Source organism: Desulfosarcina sp. BuS5 (genome assembly GCF_028752835.1).
Classification (GTDB): Bacteria; Desulfobacterota; Desulfobacteria; order Desulfobacterales; family BuS5; genus BuS5.
In genome coordinates, this window is record NZ_CP087952.1 from 976,367 (window position 1) to 998,963 (window position 22,597).

The window sequence follows — 22,597 nt, forward strand, 5'->3', positions numbered from 1 at the left end:
CCGACGCCCCCCCTACAGACCCGTACGTGAAGATTTCCCTCATACGGTTCCTCGGTTCAAATCCTTTTTACCGGATTATCAACCAAACAGGCGACACCCCGTTTGGCGTATAACTTTGCAGCCCTTACGGCATCAAATATTATGGACTATTCTGGGTAATGGCAGTGGGTATGTTGTGCGCAAGTCCTCGAACATTACTTCGCCCTTGTGACTTCTTCGGCTTAACCATCGACGCCATGCTTTCTCAGTATATTCAAACACAACTTCCAGCACTTTGTAGTTACTTATTACTCCAAAGTACTGGTAAAAACCTCGCAGTTTACTGCAAAGAATCTCATACTGCTCGGCCATTGGCTTATGACGGTTATCCTTGCACCATATCCATATTCTCTTCATAAAACGGCTTGAACGCTTTCTTGCCGTCTTTTTCTTTATTACCATGTACCCTTTTAATGATTTTGACCAGTAAAATGTAAACCCTAAAAAATCAAACGTCCCGTTTCCCTTTCCGCTAATGCGTTTGGAAAATCGAATCAGTTTTGTCTTTTCCGGGTGAAGTGACAGCTCGAACTGTTCGAACCGCCTGGGTAATACATCCATGACACGCAATGCGTCTTTTTCATACTCGAACCCGAGGATGAAATCATCCGCCCAGCGTATGATGGAGCATCTCCCTTTCATCCGGGGGATCACTTCTTTCACGTACCAGTCATCTAAAACATAATGAAGAAAGATATTACTGAGCACAGGGGAAATTACTCCTCCCTGTGGAGTGCCCGTTTCAGAGTACGTCAGGTTGCCTTCCTCCATTACGCCTGCATTCAACCACTTCCCTATCAGGCGAATCATTCCGCCGTCACTTACTCTCCGACGTATCATGTCTTTAAGTAACTCGTGATTAATATTGTCAAATAGTCCTGTAATATCTGCGCTTACTATCCAGCTGATATTCTGCTTCAAGCATTGCTCACGTAAATCTTTGATTGCCATGTGTTGGCTCCGACCTTTTCTGAATGCATGGGAAAAATTGTAAAAATTCCTGTCAAATATGACATTCAATATGGCTGCTGCTGCTTTCTGGACAATTTTATCCTCAAGTACAGGTATGCCAATTGGACGCTTTTTCCCTCCTTCCTTGTCTATCCAGATACGCTTTACAGGAGACGCAACGTACTGTCCTCTCCGCAGTCGTTCATACAGATTATAGAGGTTTTGATCAAGATTTTCGGCATACTCCTTTGCCGTAACCTTGTCCACTCCTGCAGATTTGCTTTTCCGAATTTTACGAAAGGATTGTTTCAGTAAATCAAAGTCTATCCGATGGACTACTGATGTAAATACCAGTTCAGGATTACTTTGAGCAAGCAGCTCGATTTTGATAAGGGATGACCCACCTGTTAACACCGGTGGTTGTCCCCATTCTATCGGTCTGGAATTGCAAGCGACCGTTCTTGCAATTTCTCGGCTTTTTGTTGATATGGTTTGTGACATCTGTGTATCTCCCATAATTCCTGCCAAAAAAACGTTATACCCTGCTTCACCTTCCCTGCAGTGGGTCGCTTGGGCATCACTTCCCCACCTTTCCGATCAAGATAGTTCAATTCTTAATCATCGGTACTATGATCTGCTAAGACTTCCGAATGTTTATCTCAGGTTCGTTCGCTCTTCGCTATCCTCCCCTGATACCTTGTATCGCCCATCTTTTAATGTTTGTGTTTCTGCCAATGGCAGACTCGTTGCAAGGCGGGACATTCCTATGCAACGCCGGGATTTCGCTTGCGCTGGATTTCCTGTTACCGTTCTTTTTACCCAAGGAAACATCCGGGTCTCCCAAGTTCCCGAGCTACCCCTTTGAGTACATGCCCTGGTCTAAGACCCCGGTGGTGTCCTGAATACTTGCCTTAGCATATTCAGGACTGCTGCCTTCCGCTGTCTCCAAAGCGTCGGCTTTTTCCTGCAAGCAGGATTATCACAATGACCACAACCATACATTTTTCGGGGCTCAATACAGAGCCTGCAATCTTGCTCCGTCCAGCTCCAGACTCCCGTTACCGGGTTTACCTGTGGACTTCGCTACTGACCTGCTGGTTAGTCTTTAGTCAGGTGGGACTATCTTAACATCAATGCCAGAGCAAGCCCTGCAGAGATGAAGGAAACAAACCGTTTCCCGAGCACCCACTTGGTAACAATATCGAGTTTCAAAGACCTTGTGTCTTATCCCAACGATTCGGATTTATCTTGGCACGAGGAGGGATCAGTCGTAGCAGTTTTTCCGAAATTATCAATTCTCGAGGGCTTGAACAGCTTGAATATGTTTTTCAAGCTCTTTGCAGCCAGGCACAAAATGCTTTACCATCAAATTATTCAGATCTCGGTGTCCTTTCGGCAAGCGTGCATAGCGCAAAAAAAAATTTAGCGTAGGTAAGCAGTCAGCAGTTAGGTGCCTGTTTTTTTGCAGGCACCCGGCTGATTAATCAGGATGGAAATATTAAAAAGTGATTTTATGCTTCAGGATTGTCCGGTTCAATCAGTGCGGATTTATAATTCCACGGCATCCATTTGTCTGGGGATTCTGACAACTCAGAGGCATGTTCCAGCAGTGCTGTCAGGTAATCAAAAGGATTGGTACCGGATAAATTACAGGTATGAATCAGACTCATGAACAGATCACCTACCATGGCACCATGCTCAGTTTTATAAAACAGAGCATTCTTGCGATGCAGAACGACCTTTTTCAAAGCCTGTTCGCAAATATTGTTGTCCAAAGGTACACCTGGTTCCCTGAGAAAAAGGGTCAACGCCTCCCAATGTTTGAGCATGTAGCCAATAGCCTGGCCCAGCCCGCTGTTGGGCTCCACCAAATGTTGGTCTATTTGTTTGTGAAACCAGGTGTTGAGCTTTTTCATCAGCGGACCGCTGTTGTCCTGATGAAACCGTAGCCGTTCTTCAGCTTCCATGTTCTGTTCTTTGGTAATCTTATCATTTTTATATACCTCTGCGAGGATTTCGAGTACATAACTGCACTCTTCCGGGAAGCTTTGCAGTACGTCAACAAACTGTCTTCGTCCATGTGTAAGACAATTTGCCAGCAGAGTTTCGAATTCTTTGGGAACATTTCTGGACAGAGCATCACACATCTGAATGGGTGGGCTCAGACCAATACGACGCTTAAGTAAATCCATCAAGTTTTCTCCGGCATGCTGACGGCCGGTAAAAAACAGTGCAATTTTATGATCATCGGTTTTTGACAGTATACCCGTGGTAAATATACCTTTACGTTCCGGGTTATTTTCTTTGTTTTCCTTCATCAGGGACAAAACCTTCATAGTGGTGTCATCATTATGAATGATATCGCCCTGAGCGCCCTGACGGATAAATTCCTGATAAATCGGAGTAAGTTCCATTGCCATTTGATCGACAATCTCGAACTGTGTCGATGCAGGCAATGGTATGCCAAGACTTTGCTGAAGATCTTTAAGTCTGTTAAATGGCATACCGGTACCATATTTCAAAAGAGCAATCATGGCCTTGGCTTTTGCATCATATTTGTCTTCACCCACATTTTCAGGTGTCGATGCGGTGAAAATTGCTCCACAGAGATTACAGCGTAAACGCTGCATTTCATAGACAGTTCCACTTAATGGAGCGTTTCCGGTGATGCGTATGATTCGCTGCGGCTCCTTTAATTCATATACCTTGCCCTTTAAACATTCAGGGCAGTTGTCTCCAGGTTTAAGAGTATCATGGAAGACTCTGACTTTTTTTGCCCCGGTATAATCTTTAGCAGGTTTGCGGCCATGACCTTTTTTAGCTTTAACAGAATTCTTCTTTTTTGGGTGAGCCTTTGTTTTTCCAGTTTTTTCGGTAGTTGCACCAAACAGCATGCGCAACAGCCGTCGTATGGAGGCGGCTTTATTGTCCACACACTGACTTAAAAGGTAGATAGTGTCAGCCATAGCCTTGATGAGTTCATAGTCCTCAGGTGGCAACAGTTCTTTAACACGCTTTAAAAGAGCATCTAACTGCTTGACGTCCAGGTCTATACGTTCCGGGGTCTTCACTGTGTGTCCCCCCGTAAAAGGCTGCGAAAATTTTTGGCTAATGGATATCCCCAAACAGCCTTTATAGATCGGTTCGGTTTAAATGTTTGATCATTTTTACCCCTGCCGGTGGTGTCTCCAAGATACTTCCAGTTCGCAGCCTTGTAACAGGTACCGGCAAAACGGGTTTTGTCCACAAAAGTTTCAAGGTACCAGATGGGATGATTGTAGATTTTACGCCAATCCAGGGCCAAGATTTTTATCATGTGACCAAGAAGATGGGAGGCCAGATGTGGTACGCGCACCCATGGTAGAATTAAAAATCGTGTATTATACGCCAAAAGGTGCAGATTTTTTTTACGCGTCTTCGCATCCCAGCCGATAAACCTGTCCCTGCAGCCTATATGCCTCGCTGCAGAAGACCAGGCAAAACATGCTATTGGCCGCCCATCAGTATAAACGATGTATTTCAGCTGTTCGCCCACTGAATGGCAGTAACCCAGATAATGGTAATACTCGATCAGGCTGTTGAACATTTTTTCATGCGGGCTTCTGCGTACCTGGCAAAATTCAAGCGGCCGTATTTTGGCTAATTTTGTTTCCAGTAAAGTTTGATTGATCTGAATTTTTTTAGGTTTTCTACGTTCTACAAATGGATTATGGGGATTACATTTTTTGTCCGGCAGACGTATGAATCCTGCACGGTGCAGTTCTAACATCATACCCCGACAGACCATATCACGCAATGCCCCATTGGCCTGGACCCAATTCCAGGCTATGCACAGTTTTCTGGAAAGCGCCCGGCGGCTGGCATCCGGATTTTGAGCAATAAGCTCCTTGATAAAAATAATATCTTTGTCAGTAACGACTCTGCCTCTATACGTAAACATGGGCATCAAATATCACATTTTTTACTGGAACGCAAGTCATTAAATATTTTTTTCTATTTTTTTACAGGAATTGGCCGCCACAATGGTGCAACATGAGCCTTTACAGGATTACCGTTCCAGATCAGAAGCTGCAGTTCATGAACGGCCAGAGGCCTGACCGCCTCACCGGATTTGTTTGGCCACCAGTTGAAACGTCCCTTAGACAGCCTTTTCTGACACATCCAGAATCCTTGGCCATCATACATAATGATCTTTATGGCAGTTGCCTTTTTATTACGAAAAATAAAAACATACCCTGAAAATGGATCGGAGCGCAGCACCTGCCGACAAACAGCATTTAGACCGTCGATACCTTTTCTGAAATCCACCGGGTCTATGGCCAGCAGGATACGCATTTGCGGAGTTATCTGAATCATGGCTGACTCCAAAACTGTTGGGTTATATTGATCAAGTCAGAACTGTCCGCAATTTGCATTGTCATCCTGGCACCGTTCTGATGTTGCATCTCGATAATGCCCTTGAAAGGCAAAGGGGCTTGGGCTACATCAAGTTCGATGAAAGATGCCGTCGGCACGGACGGATTTGGTGATATATTCTGGACGTAATGCTTTAGCTTGGTATGGTTGAGGCTCAAGGCTTTTGATATACGGTGCAGAGAATAGGCAGGGTATAACGAGGCAGCGGCTTCCCATAATGCTTCCGGAATGGCTTTACCTCTATCCCGGCTGTTACGCCATTGTTTAAATTTTTCCCGTACTTCATCCAGACTGTACTCGCCTGAAGGCTGCATAAGATTCATCGGTCATCCTCCTTATATAATATTACGTGATTTGAATGACCGATACTACCTTATTTGAATTTGTTTTTCATGCACGCTTGCCGAAAGGACACAGATCTCGGTGAACTCGTTTCCATTGATGGATCTTTAATTGATGCAGTTCTGTCCATGTACTGGGCTGATTACAGAAAAGGCGCTAAAAAAGCAAAAGGCCATTTCGGCTTTGATGTCAATCGCAAGATTCCTATAAAAATTCATCTGACAAATGGAAATGGCGCTGAACGCCCCTTTGTCAGGTCTATCCTTACAAAAGGCCAAACAGGAATCATGGATCGGGGGTATCAATCACATAAGGATTTTGATCTTCTTCAGGATGAAAAAAAACATTTTGTTTGCCGCATCAAAGCGAAAACAACAAGAACTATTATCAAAGAGCAGCCTGTTGATCCCGACAGCTATATTTTTTATGATGCTGTGGTTCTTCTTGGCACTCCTGGGGTAAACCAGACCAGAAAGCCGGTTCGACTGGTTGGTTATAAAATTGCCGGTGTCAAATATTTTGTGGCAACTGATCGTTATGATCTTACAGCCGAGCAGGTTGCAACCGTTTATAAGCTTAGATGGGATATCGAAACTTTTTTCAAATGGTGGAAGAAACATTTAAAAGTGTACCACTTGATTGCTCACAGTAGATATGGCCTGATGGTTCAAATCTGGGGTGTCCAAAAACTCAGTTTTGTGGCTACTTTTTTTGCTCAACTTTTGGCCCTATCATGAGTGCGATTAATATCTTGGCACATTGTTGGGGTCATGAAATGCAGCATTAAAATTATCTTCCCCAACCAAATCCCGGCATTCTTTGCACTCCTGCCATATCCCTGAATGGCTGTTATTGTAATGAAAATGGCAGAGACCCTCGTGCTCGTGATGATATTGGCAATAATCTCCACCTTTTATAGATGCAAAAGAAGTGTCACAGCAAATCCATTGGTCACAACATTTTGTTTTTATTAAAGGAACAGAATCGTTTCCACAAAAGCTACAATGTTTGCCAGGGATTATTTTTGCTTGCAATCTATCATATGTCATTCAGGCACCTTCAATATTTTCAGTAAAATTTGCGTAGACCATAACAAAATGCCGTCAATAATTCAAAATTGCTGATTGAAAAAAATTATTATTCCCTATATATTCAAATATTTTAACCAAAAAGATGGTTATTGCTATGAGTAAAGTTTCAAAATTAAAAAAAGTAGAACTGCCTGGAAAGACAAAGCAGTTGATCGTACTCGTATAATTAAGTATCAGAAAGCTGAGCTGAAACGTACTAAAAATGAACGAAATAAATACAAGTCTGAACTCCGGAAAAATAGACAAGAATTAGAACAAGAACGTAAAAAGAACACATTGTCGGTTAATAGTAAGGAGGAATTGATTTTTATTTCTTTACGCCTATTTTTGGTCGGACACGTTGGATTCAGAGCAATATCAAGAATGTTTGGCATTTTACAAGCATACCTTGGGATAACCAAAATACCGTGCCCTCAAACGATCATTAACTGGGTCACCAGATATTCACTATCAAAAATCTGGAACTATAAAGGGCTTTCTTCTGTTTCTTTTGATATGGATAAGATTGTAAATGGTGCTATTTGGATGATAGATACCTCAATAGCATTGGGAGCTGGTAAAATTCTTGCTATTTTGGAGCTTAGAACTGATCATTTTAAAAATCATGAAGGTGCTCCAACTCTTGAAAACATCAATTGTGTAGCAATTTCAGTGGCGAAATCATGGACTGGAGAATCCATTGCAAATTTTTTACAAAAGGTGATTCTCATCACCGGAAAACCTGCTGCATATTTGAAAGACGGAGGAATGGACCTCATGAAAGGTGTCAGACTCCTAAATGAAAGAGGATTTTCAAGTTTCTCCATTGATGATATTTCTCATGTTGTTGCCAATCTATTAAAAAAAGAATATACAAAACATCCTTCGTATGACTGTTTTATCTCTGCTTGCGGACAAGCCTCAAAAAAATTTAAGCAAACAGTACTTGCATTTTTTGCACCCCCAAAGGTTTCGACAAAAGCTCGATTCATGAATATTCATCGAATGGTGAAATGGGCTGAAATGGTTCTTAAGCACTCACCACGGGGGCGAGTTTCAAAGGACTCTGTAGTTTCAAAACTTAGGAATTATCTTGGTAAACTTCCTGAATATAAACAGTTTATCAAGCGATTTCTTCGTGATGCATCTCCTCTTTTAAAAAGCCAGGAAATTCTTAAAGCTCAAGGCTTGAATATGAAAACCTACAAAGAGTGCAAAGAACTTTTAAAAAATATCCCTCAAAGCTCTCAAGTACGTATCGGTTTTATTACCTGGATGGAAAAACAATTAATAGTCGCTGAATCATTGGGCATGGGCAATACTGGAATGCCTATTTGTTCTGATAATATTGAATCCCTGTTTGGACTTGGTAAAACACATGGTACAGGAGAAGTAAAAGATGCAAACCGAATTGCACTTCGTTTACCGGCTTTTTGCGGATCTGTGAATAGAGAATCCGTTCGGATGGCAATGGGCGTTACAGTAAAGGAACAACAGGAAGTTGAAAATAAGTTGTTGTCTTTAACTCGGCAGCGCCGAAAAATTTTACCAACCCCCGGAAGCCTTACAGATAGTTTGTCAACTGAGTTTGACTGTGGTTTAACTCTTCTACCGGTGCCAAAAAATGATGAAAAATCAAAAGATGTAACTGATATTACAGCAAATTTTGAACAATTAGGTGGGCCCGTAAATAAGTTTACAAAACAACCTTATGCGCCCAATAATGCTGAATATAATAACCGTGCCGCAGCTTAATAAGCATTTGTTTGACCACATTCAAATATAAATAATGGGTATTATCAACATGTTAATGCTTTGTTTATAAATGGAGCAAATTGACATACATAACTTATATTCTGAAGGGGGGGCCAAATCCTGAGCAAGCTAATTATGGGGATTTAGACACCCCAGTTCAAATCCTTGCGGGGTTAATAACCTACCTGCTTATGGCCATATACTGCCATGAACAGTTTAATGAACCTGTATCAATAAAGAGGATTCGTCAGCTTAGAAATACCATCCAGAACGAATTACGTACTGACGAAAAAAACGTATGGTCTAATAATCTGATTATCAAAGAGCAAATGCTATATGCAAAAACTTAACCGGACACTACTGTATTTGACAGGAATTTTTACAATTTTTCCCATGCATTCAGAAAAGGTCGGAGCCAACACATGGCAATCAAAGATTTACGTGAGCAATGCTTGAAGCAGAATATCAGCTGGATAGTAAGCGCAGATATTACAGGACTATTTGACAATATTAATCACGAGTTACTTAAAGACATGATACGTCGGAGAGTAAGTGACGGCGGAATGATTCGCCTGATAGGGAAGTGGTTGAATGCAGGCGTAATGGAGGAAGGCAACCTGACGTACTCTGAAACGGGCACTCCACAGGGAGGAGTAATTTCCCCTGTGCTCAGTAATATCTTTCTTCATTATGTTTTAGATGACTGGTACGTGAAAGAAGTGATCCCCCGGATGAAAGGGAGATGCTCCATCATACGCTGGGCGGATGATTTCATCCTCGGGTTCGAGTATGAAAAAGACGCATTGCGTGTCATGGATGTATTACCCAGGCGGTTCGAACAGTTCGAGCTGTCACTTCACCCGGAAAAGACAAAACTGATTCGATTTTCCAAACGCATTAGCGGAAAGGGAAACGGGACGTTTGATTTTTTAGGGTTTACATTTTACTGGTCAAAATCATTAAAAGGGTACATGGTAATAAAGAAAAAGACGGCAAGAAAGCGTTCAAGCCGTTTTATGAAGAGAATATGGATATGGTGCAAGGATAACCGTCATAAGCCAATGGCCGAGCAGTATGAGATTCTTTGCAGTAAACTGCGAGGTTTTTACCAGTACTTTGGAGTAATAAGTAACTACAAAGTGCTGGAAGTTGTGTTTGAATATACTGAGAAAGCATGGCGTCGATGGTTAAGCCGAAGAAGTCACAAGGGCGAAGTAATGTTCGAGGACTTGCGCACAACATACCCACTGCCATTACCCAAAATAGTCCATAATATTTGATGCCGTAAGGGCTGCAAAGTTATACGCCAAACGGGGTGTCTCCTGTTTGGTTGATAATCCGGTAAAAAGGATTTGAACCGAGGAACCGTATGAGGGAAATCTTCACGTACGGATCTGTAGGGGGGGCGTCGGGTAACCGATGCTCCTACCTGGAACCCGACCGCCAACAGCGGTGTTTTTTTTGAAACGCTCTCTTCCGCATAAATGTTGTCGTTTGCGTAAGGCTTTTTTCCGCATGTTGGCGGCCGGTGAGCTTGTCGTTAGCGCAAAATCATCTTTAATTTAATTCTGATTAGGGTATAATAAAGATATGATAGAAACTATTCTGTCCCAAAATAAAATTCCTATTCGTTTGACGGATGAGAGGTGGGCACATATTACTGAAGAACACTGTGAATTAGCAGGGATGCGTTTGGAAGTATTGGAAGCTATAGAAAACCCATCCAGAATTTTAGCTGGAGGAGAGGAAGAACTTTTGGGTATTCGAGAAATTGAAAAAGGTAAGTTTCTTGTTGTGGTATACCGTGAACTAAACAATGATGGATTTATCATCACTGCTTTTTTAACACGCAGGATAAAATCTCTTAATAGGAGAAAACAGATATGGCCGAAATAGCTATGCAGAATTATCTAAATTTAATACCCACAGTAAAACAATCTCCAAAGGGATATTTATGGTCATCATATGATTCCGAGGCAGATGTACTTTATATTAATTTCAAAAAACCAAGTCATGCTACTGATAGTGAACTCACAGATGAAGATATAATTATACGCTATGAAGGTGAAACTATTGTGGGTATTACTATTTTACATGCGAGCAAACGGTAAAAATTGGTTATTTTAAATGCGCTAACAAATCATTTCAAGGGACAAGCGGGCAGCGCGGTTTTTTGGAGTTTAGTCTTACTGGCCAAGCCCCAGGTTAATCAAAGTTGATTGCTGCAAATCCCGCTTGCCCCTGAACTCAACCGTTCGGTCAACATCAAACGATAGGAGATCATAATGAAGGCAGAATTCACAGCAATCATAGAAGCCGCACCCGAGGGCGGCTTCTGGGCTATCTGCCCGGAGGTGCCTGGTGCCAATGGACAGGGTGAGACAATAGAGGAAACCAAGGCTAATTTGCGACAGGCTATTGAGTTGATCTTGGAGGATCGCAAGGCTGACATCCTCCGAGGGCTGCCTGATGACACTATCCAAGATACGGTGATGATTGGATGAAGCGACGGGACCTGGTATAATACTCCCCAAAAACTGGACAGTTGTTTAAGGTGTAAAATGAGTATATCCTGATCAACAAAAAGGAGGCTCATCAATGGGTAAAATTCGAAAAAATTACAGTGCATCATTCAAAGCTAAAGTAGCGCTTGAAACGGTTAAAAAGGAAAAGACGATTTCTCAACTATCTAGTGAATATGGAGTTCATTCAAATCAAATAAATCAATGGCGAAAGCGTCTATTAGAAGAATTGCCCGATATATTTTCAAAAAAGCGTCAAAAAAAAGAAAAAGACGCTGAAGAATTCCAGGCGGAGCTTTACCAGCAAATCGGCCAATTAAAGGTCGAATTGGACTGGCTAAAAAAAAAATCTAACCTTCTCAATTGATATAAAGCGTCAATACATTGAGCCGAATCATTCTTTGATACCGGTAATGCGCCAGTGTGATCTTTTGGGAATAAACAGATCAACCTATTACTATCAATCCTGCAAAGATGAGAGCTATAACCTGGCTCTCATGCGATTGATAGACGAAGAATATACCCGATATCCGTTCTACGGTGTTGAAAAAATGACGGCCGTATTAAAGCGACAAGGGCACACTGTTAATCCTAAACGAATAAGACGTTTGATGCGGCTTATGGGACTTGAAGCTATATATCCAAAACCAAATTTGAGCAAAGCATCAAAAGAGCATAAAATTTATCCATACTTGCTGCGAGGCGTTTCCATTGAGCAAGTTGACCAGGTGTGGTCAACGGATATTACCTATATCCGTTTGAATTCAGGTTTTATCTATCTTGTAGCAGTGATAGACTGGTTTAGTCGGTATGTCCTGAGCTACGAATTTTCAACCACATTGGATAAGGATTTTTGTATAAAAGCCTTACAGGGTGCCTTAAAAATTGCAAAACCTAAGATTTTTAACACGGATCAAGGCAGTCAGTTTACCAGTGATGCCTTTACCGGCGTTTTAAAAAAAGCCGATGTGAAGATCAGCATGGACGGCCGGGGCCGTGCTCTGGATAACATTTTCGTAGAGCGCCTTTGGCGTACCGTGAAATATGAACGTGTTTATCTTCACAATTATGAGACCGTCAGGGAGGCTATTCAAAACATTGGAGAATATTTTGGCTTTTACAATAATGAACGACTCCATCAATCTTTGGATTACCAGACCCCGGCAGAGATATATTTTAAAACTTTTCCAGGGTAATTTCAGAACCACTTTGTATAATTAATTAGAATACCATTAAGTCGTATTGATATTATAAAAAATGTTTCCTGCTGCAAACAAGATAAAAGCGTACTATCCAACACATAATCAGTTGGTAGTAGAGTTTGTTTGAATATTGCATAACGCTAATCAAATATATAGCGTATTTTTAGGATGATTTTTTGAATAGCGTTGCACTTAATTCAACATACTATATGTTTTGGAGGTAAAAAAATGAGAGGAGGAAAACGTGCAGGGGCTGGTCGAAAAAAGAAACCAGACCATTTGAAACGAGAGCTTGTGACAATTAGATTACCACAGTGGATGATTTCACAGCTCAAGAGGAATGGTCAAATTGGTTATTTAATTGAGAGTCAATTGGCGAAAAAAGATTTTTTGAATTTGCCGGATGATTACGAAATTGATAGTTAAGATCGGACAAATTAAAGGAAGTAACAGGCAAGATTTATCAGCAATGGTGATCAATGTGAGGTTGTAAAAATAATATATTTTGGTGAATGCCCTATTCAACGTGCGGCATAAGTTATAAACATATTAATATTGAATTTTAACAGTATGTTAATGAGATACAAAAAAGTTATAAACATTTTATCAATAAGTTATGAACATTTTAGAATGGTATTATTATTTATTAAATCAATTAGTTAAGTTGTTTATGAACATTTTTATGATAAACAGAAACATATTTTTTTTATTTACTATCTCAAGTTTTCGAAAAATAGTTCCTGTAAAAATTGACATCTGGCATATTTTTTGCTATGCGGCCTTTTTCATAGGAGCAGCAACATCCCCATTAATAACAACTAACTCTTTGTATTTCTTACGATTGCGGTTCATGTTAGCCCTGCTGAATTCAACCAGTTTGTTAACGAAATCCTCATCGGATTGTACTCGCAAGACAAACGCTTCCAAATTTTCGTTTTGCGCTCGGCGAACTATTGAAGGAATCGTTAATGGTTCCTTTGGCAGTTTTCCAACAGTGCATTGCTTGTAATTCTCCAAATGGAGGAGGAAGTCAATCCAGGACACCAGGTACAACGCTAGTGTTGCGCCTTGTTCACTCCTGATAGTGGCTCCCTCCATATCGGACAACTGCTTTGCATTCTTGAAAAACTCCTCAATAACCCAGCGGTGGCTATAAACAGAAATGATTTTGGTGGCTTCCCAGGTGAGACAATTGGTGAGGAGATACTTGATGGTTTGAGTGGCAGGGTCGTGACTTTCAACTATTCGATGTTTGCCAGGTATGGCATTCAAGCGAACTGTTGAAGCCTTGGTTATGTAAAGTGCTTTTTCCTTTTGACCTGTTTCCGGGTCGGCAGGAAATCCACAACGAACAAAGGTTGTTATTTTTTCAAAATATTTTGCTAATCCAACAAGATCGTATTGATATTTTGCTAATCGTCCCTTTGGAGTTAACTTTGGTTCTTTGCATGATTCTCTTATCTTGAGATTAGCTTTTATCTCAAGCACATAGTCAAGATTAAGCCGATTAAGCTCCTTGATAAATGGCGATATTCCAAACCAGGAGTCGGCAAGAACAATACACTTTGGAAACCCTTTTAATATGGCCCACTCCATCATTTCTACTGCAAGATCATATTTGGTTATGCAGTCACACCGTTTACCGCGTTGCCAAGGCATAAGAGTACCGGTTCCCTTGTGATATACTCGAAAAGCAATGGGGAATTTGATAAGTGCCCCATCACTATAATAGAGGAAAACAATGCAAGTTGCTTTTAAATTGGTTCCAAGTGCATGATCGAACAATATGAAAACACCATGAATCCATTTACAAAATTTGGTATGATGTTTCATGGTATCATCTATGATGAAATAGCCATGAGAAATTTTGTATGTGTTGAGTGTCTGAAGCAAATAGAGCATTTGCAATTCATCTGTACAAATTTTTGCATTCGAAAAAAGATAGGAAAGTGTGCTCACTGCTTTCTCTTTCAGCAACATACAGCTAATTTCAGTAAGATGTAGACGTGACCCTAATATTAATGCTGTAGCAACCAAGGTAAAGTCATACATCTGGGCATTCGTCAGTGCGGGTTGAAGAAAAGAGAGACCACTTACAACAAAACCAAGCCGTTTGGCACATGGAATTTTCATTTGTTCTCCTTGATGTATATGTGAGAAAAAAAATGAACCAAACTATTTTGACACGTTTTGTTAATTTTGTCTACTATTATTTTTCGAAAACTTGAGTACTATTATTTTTTTAATTTTCAGGATTATTTATAGCTCAAAAGCGCACCTTAAAAAACCTTGTTTTTTGTCTTGACAATGGGGAGTACCTTAGAATATTGAATTGCCTTTTCAGCATTTACCGCATGCTTTCTTTATTGTAACAGGAATTTCCATTATTCTGTCATTAATCAGCGTCTTGGTATTTATAAAAAACAGGTGGTTCTAAAGCGGCATAGCAATGTAAATGCAGCGGAGCGCAAAAAGCAGCGCCCGCTGATCTGCCGCGACAAATTTGAGTGGGCAGCTTGTGATGCAGATTGTTATGCTTGGCAATCTTTATATCAATAAATTTTATTCATCTCTAACGAATTTTTGTAATCGTTCACGGGTTTAAAGGTTAAAGGTTGAAGGTTAATAGCTCAATATTCAGGGTAATAACTTATGGATTCCCGGGCAACCTTCAATAAGTTCAAAAAATAGTTTACAGTTTGAACGTTTCTCGTTCCCGCGCTCCAGCGTGGGAATGCATACCATACGGGTTTTTACGCTGGAGAATGGGAACCAGACGAAAAGCAACATCTACAAAGCGTAAATCAGGTTTGAAGGATGCCCGAATTTCTAATTTCAACGTTCCGTGAACGGTTACGAATTTTTTTATTAAATTATGAAGGAGTTAATTATGTTTACAAAACACTGTAGTAAACGAATGGTATATTACCATTTGGTATGTATATGCATTTTATTGGCTACCGGATGTGCATCGCAAAAAATATGGACATATGGAATTGAACCAGAATCAATTTCACCAGTAATTATTGACAAATCAGTAGCTATACCACCATTTTCTGATCAACGTTTAAATGAAAATAATAATATGTTTGCAATGTATTTAATTCCGTTAATGCCTTTTGGATGGCAAACATATAATACACCTGAAGGCGCACAACGACATATGAACAGCGGTATTTGGTTTTGGAAACCAAATGAAGATATTGCAAAAGCAGCGGCAGAAGAACTAAATGCTTCTCACATTTTTAAGGAAGCTTTTTTTACATTTAGGGAAAGTGATGCCCCCCTAATTCTTAAGGGGACCGTTAAATCAACAAAATATAACGGCAAATTATTCAGTTATGGCCTGTCAGTTTTCCAGGTAGGAGCATCGGTTACCCGACGCCCCCCCTACAGACCCGTACGTGAAGATTTCCCTCATACGGTTCCTCGGTTCAAATCCTTTTTACCGGATTATCAACCAAACAGGCGACACCCCGTTTGGCGTATAACTTTGCAGCCCTTACGGCATCAAATATTATGGACTATTCTGGGTAATGGCAGTGGGTATGTTGTGCGCAAGTCCTCGAACATTACTTCGCCCTTGTGACTTCTTCGGCTTAACCATCGACGCCATGCTTTCTCAGTATATTCAAACACAACTTCCAGCACTTTGTAGTTACTTATTACTCCAAAGTACTGGTAAAAACCTCGCAGTTTACTGCAAAGAATCTCATACTGCTCGGCCATTGGCTTATGACGGTTATCCTTGCACCATATCCATATTCTCTTCATAAAACGGCTTGAACGCTTTCTTGCCGTCTTTTTCTTTATTACCATGTACCCTTTTAATGATTTTGACCAGTAAAATGTAAACCCTAAAAAATCAAACGTCCCGTTTCCCTTTCCGCTAATGCGTTTGGAAAATCGAATCAGTTTTGTCTTTTCCGGGTGAAGTGACAGCTCGAACTGTTCGAACCGCCTGGGTAATACATCCATGACACGCAATGCGTCTTTTTCATACTCGAACCCGAGGATGAAATCATCCGCCCAGCGTATGATGGAGCATCTCCCTTTCATCCGGGGGATCACTTCTTTCACGTACCAGTCATCTAAAACATAATGAAGAAAGATATTACTGAGCACAGGGGAAATTACTCCTCCCTGTGGAGTGCCCGTTTCAGAGTACGTCAGGTTGCCTTCCTCCATTACGCCTGCATTCAACCACTTCCCTATCAGGCGAATCATTCCGCCGTCACTTACTCTCCGACGTATCATGTCTTTAAGTAACTCGTGATTAATATTGTCAAATAGTCCTGTAATATCTGCGCTTACTATCCAGCTGATATTCTGCTTCAAGCATTGCTCACGTAAATCTTTGATTGCCATGTGTTGGCTCCGACCTTTTCTGAATGCATGGGAAAAATTGTAAAAATTCCTGTCAAATATGACATTCAATATGGCTGCTGCTGCTTTCTGGACAATTTTATCCTCAAGTACAGGTATGCCAATTGGACGCTTTTTCCCTCCTTCCTTGTCTATCCAGATACGCTTTACAGGAGACGCAACGTACTGTCCTCTCCGCAGTCGTTCATACAGATTATAGAGGTTTTGATCAAGATTTTCGGCATACTCCTTTGCCGTAACCTTGTCCACTCCTGCAGATTTGCTTTTCCGAATTTTACGAAAGGATTGTTTCAGTAAATCAAAGTCTATCCGATGGACTACTGATGTAAATACCAGTTCAGGATTACTTTGAGCAAGCAGCTCGATTTTGATAAGGGATGACCCACCTGTTAACACCGGTGGTTGTCCCCATTCTATCGGTCTGGAATTGCAAGCGACCGTTCTTGCAATTTCTCGGCTTTTTGTTGATATGGTTTGTGACATCTGTGTATCTCCCATAATTCCTGCCAAAAAAACGTTATACCCTGCTTCACCTTCCCTGCAGTGGGTCGCTTGGGCATCACTTCCCCACCTTTCCGATCAAGATAGTTCAATTCTTAATCATCGGTACTATGATCTGCTAAGACTTCCGAATGTTTATCTCAGGTTCGTTCGCTCTTCGCTATCCTCCCCTGATACCTTGTATCGCCCATCTTTTAATGTTTGTGTTTCTGCCAATGGCAGACTCGTTGCAAGGCGGGACATTCCTATGCAACGCCGGGATTTCGCTTGCGCTGGATTTCCTGTTACCGTTCTTTTTACCCAAGGAAACATCCGGGTCTCCCAAGTTCCCGAGCTACCCCTTTGAGTACATGCCCTGGTCTAAGACCCCGGTGGTGTCCTGAATACTTGCCTTAGCATATTCAGGACTGCTGCCTTCCGCTGTCTCCAAAGCGTCGGCTTTTTCCTGCAAGCAGGATTATCACAATGACCACAACCATACATTTTTCGGGGCTCAATACAGAGCCTGCAATCTTGCTCCGTCCAGCTCCAGACTCCCGTTACCGGGTTTACCTGTGGACTTCGCTACTGACCTGCTGGTTAGTCTTTAGTCAGGTGGGACTATCTTAACATCAATGCCAGAGCAAGCCCTGCAGAGATGAAGGAAACAAACCGTTTCCCGAGCACCCACTTGGTAACAATATCGAGTTTCAAAGACCTTGTGTCTTATCCCAACGATTCGGATTTATCTTGGCACGAGAAGCGTTTGGTTGGCAGCACTGGGGGGGGGGCTGATTGGTCGGAATTACTTGGTAAATATAAGTACCGTGCCTCAAAAATAAGACATTATTTCCTTTGTAGGCAATGTACAAGTTCCCAAACTTCCCATAGTTCCATTATTTACAGTGGGCTTCGCACACCTACTCTTTAAAAAAGTCCACTTCCTTATTGGTGGTTCCCGTTACTTACGAACACACCCAAAAATTTGCCGGAGCAGCGAAACTATCAGGCGTCTGGCGGCGAGTCGCATCAGCCGCATAGAAGCAACGTCAGGAACTTAGGCAGCAGACTGCCGTCTGAGTGTGTTCCCTACACGATTACTAAAAGGGTTAATCTTTTAAAAACTGAAACTTTTGAAAACCTCGTCAGGCCCCCGAGTCGGGTGGAACGTCTTTGCAAAATTTTTCTAAGGATCGATTATCAGAAACCCACAGTTATTAGATTTCTTTTCACAACCTTAAGGCCTATCTATTACTCTTGACTGCCTTTCTTCAATATTGTTTGTTGTTATGAATCTTTCTCCGATTCATTCCTTTTTCTAAGAGTTTCTTTGGCAGTAATTGAAATTGATGGATTTTGATGCTCTGAAAGTATTTTCAAAAATGAAACTGGGGTCCATTCATTGTCAGCTAAAACCAAATCAGCTTGGAAACAATCCATTTCGAGAAGATTTTCACATAGCCAGTCCATTTCACAAATATCAAATTCATAGGCAAATTCGTCAATATCTCTTGCAATTTGTGATAAAATCTGAGGATCTCCGAAATGAATTAGATAATCCAACTTAGATAAATTCAAATTGGAGATAAACAGGTCGTGTGTTACAAAATCCTCTATTTTAGACAAAATAAGACTATTCCCCATTTCAATTACGGTAGGCAAATGATTAGCAACAGCTTCTGTCATGAATGTTAAACTATTTGACAATTTTGTTAATGTTTTTTCATCAGAAATGTCAATCAAAGATTCGAGGTTCTCCTGAGATATGTATGTCAAAAAATATTCATTTTCTAATAATTCATTAAATACATTTTTTGAATTGTCCATCAAGAGATTGTAGTATGTTTCATCATCAAGGTTATGTTTACTGGCAATTATTCTTCTTATTCTTGCAGATGGAGATTTAGCTAATTCTTCAAAAATGATTGAGTTCTCCTCGGTATCAGGTAATGCCTTAATTATAGCTTCTAAGGATTTTTGATCTAAATCAAATTCACAATCATCTATCAGTAGTTGGACTCTCACAATTTTTCGTGTCCTTTCGGCAAGCGTGCATGAAAAACAAATTCAAATAAGGTAGTATCGGTCATTCAAATCACGTAATATTATATAAGGAGGATGACCGATGAATCTTATGCAGCCTTCAGGCGAGTACAGTCTGGATGAAGTACGGGAAAAATTTAAACAATGGCGTAACAGCCGGGATAGAGGTAAAGCCATTCCGGAAGCATTATGGGAAGCCGCTGCCTCGTTATACCCTGCCTATTCTCTGCACCGTATATCAAAAGCCTTGAGCCTCAACCATACCAAGCTAAAGCATTACGTCCAGAATATATCACCAAATCCGTCCGTGCCGACGGCATCTTTCATCGAACTTGATGTAGCCCAAGCCCCTTTGCCTTTCAAGGGCATTATCGAGATGCAACATCAGAACGGTGCCAGGATGACAATGCAAATTGCGGACAGTTCTGACTTGATCAATATAACCCAACAGTTTTGGAGTCAGCCATGATTCAGATAACTCCGCAAATGCGTATCCTGCTGGCCATAGACCCGGTGGATTTCAGAAAAGGTATCGACGGTCTAAATGCTGTTTGTCGGCAGGTGCTGCGCTCCGATCCATTTTCAGGGTATGTTTTTATTTTTCGTAATAAAAAGGCAACTGCCATAAAGATCATTATGTATGATGGCCAAGGATTCTGGATGTGTCAGAAAAGGCTGTCTAAGGGACGTTTCAACTGGTGGCCAAACAAATCCGGTGAGGCGGTCAGGCCTCTGGCCGTTCATGAACTGCAGCTTCTGATCTGGAACGGTAATCCTGTAAAGGCTCATGTTGCACCATTGTGGCGGCCAATTCCTGTAAAAAAATAGAAAAAAATATTTAATGACTTGCGTTCCAGTAAAAAATGTGATATTTGATGCCCATGTTTACGTATAGAGGCAGAGTCGTTACTGACAAAGATATTATTTTTATCAAGGAGCTTATTGCTCAAAATCCGGATGCCAGCCGCCGGGCGCTTTCCAGAAAACTGTGCATAGCCTGGAATTGGGTCCAGGCCAATGGGGCATTGCGTGATATGGTCTGTCGGGGTATGATGTTAGAACTGCACCGTGCAGGATTCATACGTCTGCCGGACAAAAAATGTAATCCCCATAATCCATTTGTAGAACGTAGAAAACCTAAAAAAATTCAGATCAATCAAACTTTACTGGAAACAAAATTAGCCAAAATACGGCCGCTTGAATTTTGCCAGGTACGCAGAAGCCCGCATGAAAAAATGTTCAACAGCCTGATCGAGTATTACCATTATCTGGGTTACTGCCATTCAGTGGGCGAACAGCTGAAATACATCGTTTATACTGATGGGCGGCCAATAGCATGTTTTGCCTGGTCTTCTGCAGCGAGGCATATAGGCTGCAGGGACAGGTTTATCGGCTGGGATGCGAAGACGCGTAAAAAAAATCTGCACCTTTTGGCGTATAATACACGATTTTTAATTCTACCATGGGTGCGCGTACCACATCTGGCCTCCCATCTTCTTGGTCACATGATAAAAATCTTGGCCCTGGATTGGCGTAAAATCTACAATCATCCCATCTGGTACCTTGAAACTTTTGTGGACAAAACCCGTTTTGCCGGTACCTGTTACAAGGCTGCGAACTGGAAGTATCTTGGAGACACCACCGGCAGGGGTAAAAATGATCAAACATTTAAACCGAACCGATCTATAAAGGCTGTTTGGGGATATCCATTAGCCAAAAATTTTCGCAGCCTTTTACGGGGGGACACACAGTGAAGACCCCGGAACGTATAGACCTGGACGTCAAGCAGTTAGATGCTCTTTTAAAGCGTGTTAAAGAACTGTTGCCACCTGAGGACTATGAACTCATCAAGGCTATGGCTGACACTATCTACCTTTTAAGTCAGTGTGTGGACAATAAAGCCGCCTCCATACGACGGCTGTTGCGCATGCTGTTTGGTGCAACTACCGAAAAAACTGGAAAAACAAAGGCTCACCCAAAAAAGAAGAATTCTGTTAAAGCTAAAAAAGGTCATGGCCGCAAACCTGCTAAAAATTATACCGGGGCAAAAAAAGTCAGAGTCTTCCATGATACTCTTAAACCTGGAGACAACTGCCCTGAATGTTTAAAGGGCAAGGTATATGAATTAAAGGAGCCGCAGCGAATCATACGCATCACCGGAAACGCTCCATTAAGTGGAACTGTCTATGAAATGCAGCGTTTACGCTGTAATCTCTGTGGAGCAATTTTCACCGCATCGACACCTGAAAATGTGGGTGAAGACAAATATGATGCAAAAGCCAAGGCCATGATTGCTCTTTTGAAATATGGTACCGGTATGCCATTTAACAGACTTAAAGATCTTCAGCAAAGTCTTGGCATACCATTGCCTGCATCGACACAGTTCGAGATTGTCGATCAAATGGCAATGGAACTTACTCCGATTTATCAGGAATTTATCCGTCAGGGCGCTCAGGGCGATATCATTCATAATGATGACACCACTATGAAGGTTTTGTCCCTGATGAAGGAAAACAAAGAAAATAACCCGGAACGTAAAGGTATATTTACCACGGGTATACTGTCAAAAACCGATGATCATAAAATTGCACTGTTTTTTACCGGCCGTCAGCATGCCGGAGAAAACTTGATGGATTTACTTAAGCGTCGTATTGGTCTGAGCCCACCCATTCAGATGTGTGATGCTCTGTCCAGAAATGTTCCCAAAGAATTCGAAACTCTGCTGGCAAATTGTCTTACACATGGACGAAGACAGTTTGTTGACGTACTGCAAAGCTTCCCGGAAGAGTGCAGTTATGTACTCGAAATCCTCGCAGAGGTATATAAAAATGATAAGATTACCAAAGAACAGAACATGGAAGCTGAAGAACGGCTACGGTTTCATCAGGACAACAGCGGTCCGCTGATGAAAAAGCTCAACACCTGGTTTCACAAACAAATAGACCAACATTTGGTGGAGCCCAACAGCGGGCTGGGCCAGGCTATTGGCTACATGCTCAAACATTGGGAGGCGTTGACCCTTTTTCTCAGGGAACCAGGTGTACCTTTGGACAACAATATTTGCGAACAGGCTTTGAAAAAGGTCGTTCTGCATCGCAAGAATGCTCTGTTTTATAAAACTGAGCATGGTGCCATGGTAGGTGATCTGTTCATGAGTCTGATTCATACCTGTAATTTATCCGGTACCAATCCTTTTGATTACCTGACAGCACTGCTGGAACATGCCTCTGAGTTGTCAGAATCCCCAGATAAATGGATGCCGTGGAATTATAAATCCGCACTGATTGAACCGGACAATCCTGAAGCATAAAATCACTTTTTAATATTTCCATCCTGATTGATCAGCCGGGTGCCTGCAAAAAACAGGCACCTAACCGCTGACTGCTTACCT

21 protein-coding genes and 3 pseudogenes are annotated in these 22,597 nt (G+C 41.5%); 15 read left to right on the forward strand and 9 right to left on the reverse strand.

Annotated features, from left to right (window positions below; all coding sequences use genetic code 11):
- Positions 1–132 precede the first annotated feature (132 nt).
- Entirely contained in the window at positions 133–1,506 is a 1,374-nt protein-coding gene (gene ltrA, locus BuS5_RS04800) for a group II intron reverse transcriptase/maturase (protein ID WP_036019348.1), read from the reverse strand.
- A gap of 732 nt (positions 1,507–2,238) precedes the next feature.
- Here ltrA (BuS5_RS04800) and BuS5_RS04805 point away from each other — a divergent pair.
- Positions 2,239–2,421: a hypothetical protein gene (locus BuS5_RS04805; protein WP_274428055.1), complete on the forward strand. Its 183-nt coding sequence runs from the start codon at positions 2,239–2,241 to the stop codon at positions 2,419–2,421.
- Between the two features lie 80 nt (positions 2,422–2,501).
- Here the strand turns inward: BuS5_RS04805 and tnpC (BuS5_RS04810) are convergent, their stop codons facing one another.
- Genes tnpC (BuS5_RS04810) through BuS5_RS04825 form a run of 4 tightly spaced genes read right to left on the reverse strand, consistent with a single transcriptional unit; the run spans position 2,502 to position 5,729 of the window.
- Complete coding sequence (tnpC, locus tag BuS5_RS04810) at positions 2,502–4,061, reverse strand: IS66 family transposase (protein ID WP_274428007.1); 1,560 nt, start codon at positions 4,059–4,061, stop codon at positions 2,502–2,504.
- Positions 4,058–4,930, reverse strand: coding sequence for a DUF4338 domain-containing protein (locus BuS5_RS04815; RefSeq protein WP_274427862.1), 873 nt, complete (start codon positions 4,928–4,930; stop codon positions 4,058–4,060). The genes tnpC (BuS5_RS04810) and BuS5_RS04815 overlap by 4 nt, the downstream gene beginning before the upstream one ends.
- A 53-nt stretch (positions 4,931–4,983) precedes the next feature.
- Positions 4,984–5,346 (reverse strand): IS66 family insertion sequence element accessory protein TnpB, encoded by a 363-nt coding sequence (tnpB, locus tag BuS5_RS04820; RefSeq protein ID WP_274427634.1) that lies wholly within the window; start codon positions 5,344–5,346, stop codon positions 4,984–4,986.
- On the reverse strand, positions 5,343–5,729 hold the full coding sequence (locus tag BuS5_RS04825) for a hypothetical protein (protein ID WP_274427635.1): 387 nt from the start codon (positions 5,727–5,729) through the stop codon (positions 5,343–5,345). The genes tnpB (BuS5_RS04820) and BuS5_RS04825 overlap by 4 nt, the downstream gene beginning before the upstream one ends.
- A 96-nt stretch (positions 5,730–5,825) precedes the next feature.
- On the opposite strand from BuS5_RS04825, the pseudogene BuS5_RS04830 reads away from it, so the two are divergent.
- Positions 5,826–6,428: pseudogene (locus tag BuS5_RS04830) on the forward strand (IS4 family transposase); the annotation flags it as partial.
- 63 nt (positions 6,429–6,491) lie between these two features.
- Here BuS5_RS04830 and BuS5_RS04835 read toward each other — a convergent pair.
- Positions 6,492–6,797: a hypothetical protein gene (locus BuS5_RS04835; RefSeq protein WP_274427721.1), complete on the reverse strand. Its 306-nt coding sequence runs from the start codon at positions 6,795–6,797 to the stop codon at positions 6,492–6,494.
- 405 nt (positions 6,798–7,202) lie between these two features.
- On the opposite strand from BuS5_RS04835, the gene BuS5_RS04840 reads away from it, so the two are divergent.
- The 8 genes and pseudogenes from BuS5_RS04840 (at position 7,203) to BuS5_RS04880 (ending at position 12,723) form a co-directional block, all read left to right on the forward strand.
- Positions 7,203–8,573, forward strand: a complete 1,371-nt coding sequence (locus tag BuS5_RS04840; RefSeq protein ID WP_274427705.1) for a hypothetical protein — start codon at positions 7,203–7,205, stop codon at positions 8,571–8,573.
- Between the two features lie 155 nt (positions 8,574–8,728).
- Positions 8,729–8,923: pseudogene (locus BuS5_RS04845) on the forward strand (IS4 family transposase); the annotation flags it as partial.
- Between the two features lie 33 nt (positions 8,924–8,956).
- A pseudogene (locus BuS5_RS20220) lies at positions 8,957–9,853 on the forward strand (reverse transcriptase domain-containing protein); the annotation flags it as partial.
- Between the two features lie 310 nt (positions 9,854–10,163).
- Positions 10,164–10,469: a hypothetical protein gene (locus tag BuS5_RS04860; RefSeq protein WP_274428057.1), complete on the forward strand. Its 306-nt coding sequence runs from the start codon at positions 10,164–10,166 to the stop codon at positions 10,467–10,469.
- On the forward strand, positions 10,457–10,684 hold the full coding sequence (locus tag BuS5_RS04865; RefSeq protein ID WP_274428058.1) for a DUF2283 domain-containing protein: 228 nt from the start codon (positions 10,457–10,459) through the stop codon (positions 10,682–10,684). The genes BuS5_RS04860 and BuS5_RS04865 overlap by 13 nt, the downstream gene beginning before the upstream one ends.
- A 174-nt stretch (positions 10,685–10,858) precedes the next feature.
- Positions 10,859–11,077, forward strand: coding sequence for a type II toxin-antitoxin system HicB family antitoxin (locus BuS5_RS04870; RefSeq protein WP_274428059.1), 219 nt, complete (start codon positions 10,859–10,861; stop codon positions 11,075–11,077).
- Between the two features lie 94 nt (positions 11,078–11,171).
- A protein-coding gene (locus tag BuS5_RS04875) for an IS3 family transposase (protein WP_245266731.1) occupies positions 11,172–12,291 on the forward strand; the annotation gives its coding sequence in 2 pieces (ribosomal slippage) (positions 11,172–11,444 and positions 11,446–12,291; 1,119 coding nt in all).
- A gap of 234 nt (positions 12,292–12,525) precedes the next feature.
- Positions 12,526–12,723 (forward strand): hypothetical protein, encoded by a 198-nt coding sequence (locus tag BuS5_RS04880; protein ID WP_274427654.1) that lies wholly within the window; start codon positions 12,526–12,528, stop codon positions 12,721–12,723.
- 345 nt (positions 12,724–13,068) lie between these two features.
- Here BuS5_RS04880 and BuS5_RS04885 read toward each other — a convergent pair whose 3' ends face one another.
- Positions 13,069–14,430, reverse strand: a complete 1,362-nt coding sequence (locus BuS5_RS04885; protein ID WP_274427698.1) for a transposase — start codon at positions 14,428–14,430, stop codon at positions 13,069–13,071.
- Positions 14,431–15,187: 757 nt separating this feature from the next.
- On the opposite strand from BuS5_RS04885, the gene BuS5_RS04890 reads away from it, so the two are divergent.
- Positions 15,188–15,886: a hypothetical protein gene (locus BuS5_RS04890; protein WP_274428060.1), complete on the forward strand. Its 699-nt coding sequence runs from the start codon at positions 15,188–15,190 to the stop codon at positions 15,884–15,886.
- On the opposite strand, the gene ltrA (BuS5_RS04895) is transcribed toward BuS5_RS04890, so the two are convergent.
- Complete coding sequence (ltrA, locus tag BuS5_RS04895; RefSeq protein ID WP_036019348.1) at positions 15,808–17,181, reverse strand: group II intron reverse transcriptase/maturase; 1,374 nt, start codon at positions 17,179–17,181, stop codon at positions 15,808–15,810. The genes BuS5_RS04890 and ltrA (BuS5_RS04895) overlap by 79 nt on opposite strands.
- 1,269 nt (positions 17,182–18,450) lie before the next feature.
- Entirely contained in the window at positions 18,451–19,188 is a 738-nt protein-coding gene (locus BuS5_RS04900) for a hypothetical protein (RefSeq protein WP_027355176.1), read from the reverse strand.
- A gap of 100 nt (positions 19,189–19,288) precedes the next feature.
- Here BuS5_RS04900 and BuS5_RS04905 point away from each other — a divergent pair, with 100 nt between their 5' ends.
- From BuS5_RS04905 to tnpC (BuS5_RS04920), 4 genes are read left to right on the forward strand one after another with little or no spacing between them, the layout of a single operon-like run.
- Positions 19,289–19,675, forward strand: coding sequence for a hypothetical protein (locus BuS5_RS04905; protein ID WP_274427635.1), 387 nt, complete (start codon positions 19,289–19,291; stop codon positions 19,673–19,675).
- Complete coding sequence (gene tnpB / locus BuS5_RS04910; protein ID WP_274427634.1) at positions 19,672–20,034, forward strand: IS66 family insertion sequence element accessory protein TnpB; 363 nt, start codon at positions 19,672–19,674, stop codon at positions 20,032–20,034. Before BuS5_RS04905 ends, tnpB (BuS5_RS04910) begins: the two co-directional genes overlap by 4 nt.
- Positions 20,035–20,087: 53 nt before the next feature.
- Complete coding sequence (locus BuS5_RS04915; RefSeq protein ID WP_274427862.1) at positions 20,088–20,960, forward strand: DUF4338 domain-containing protein; 873 nt, start codon at positions 20,088–20,090, stop codon at positions 20,958–20,960.
- On the forward strand, positions 20,957–22,516 hold the full coding sequence (gene tnpC, locus BuS5_RS04920; protein WP_274427632.1) for an IS66 family transposase: 1,560 nt from the start codon (positions 20,957–20,959) through the stop codon (positions 22,514–22,516). Before BuS5_RS04915 ends, tnpC (BuS5_RS04920) begins: the two co-directional genes overlap by 4 nt.
- The last annotated feature ends 81 nt before the right edge of the window (positions 22,517–22,597 follow it).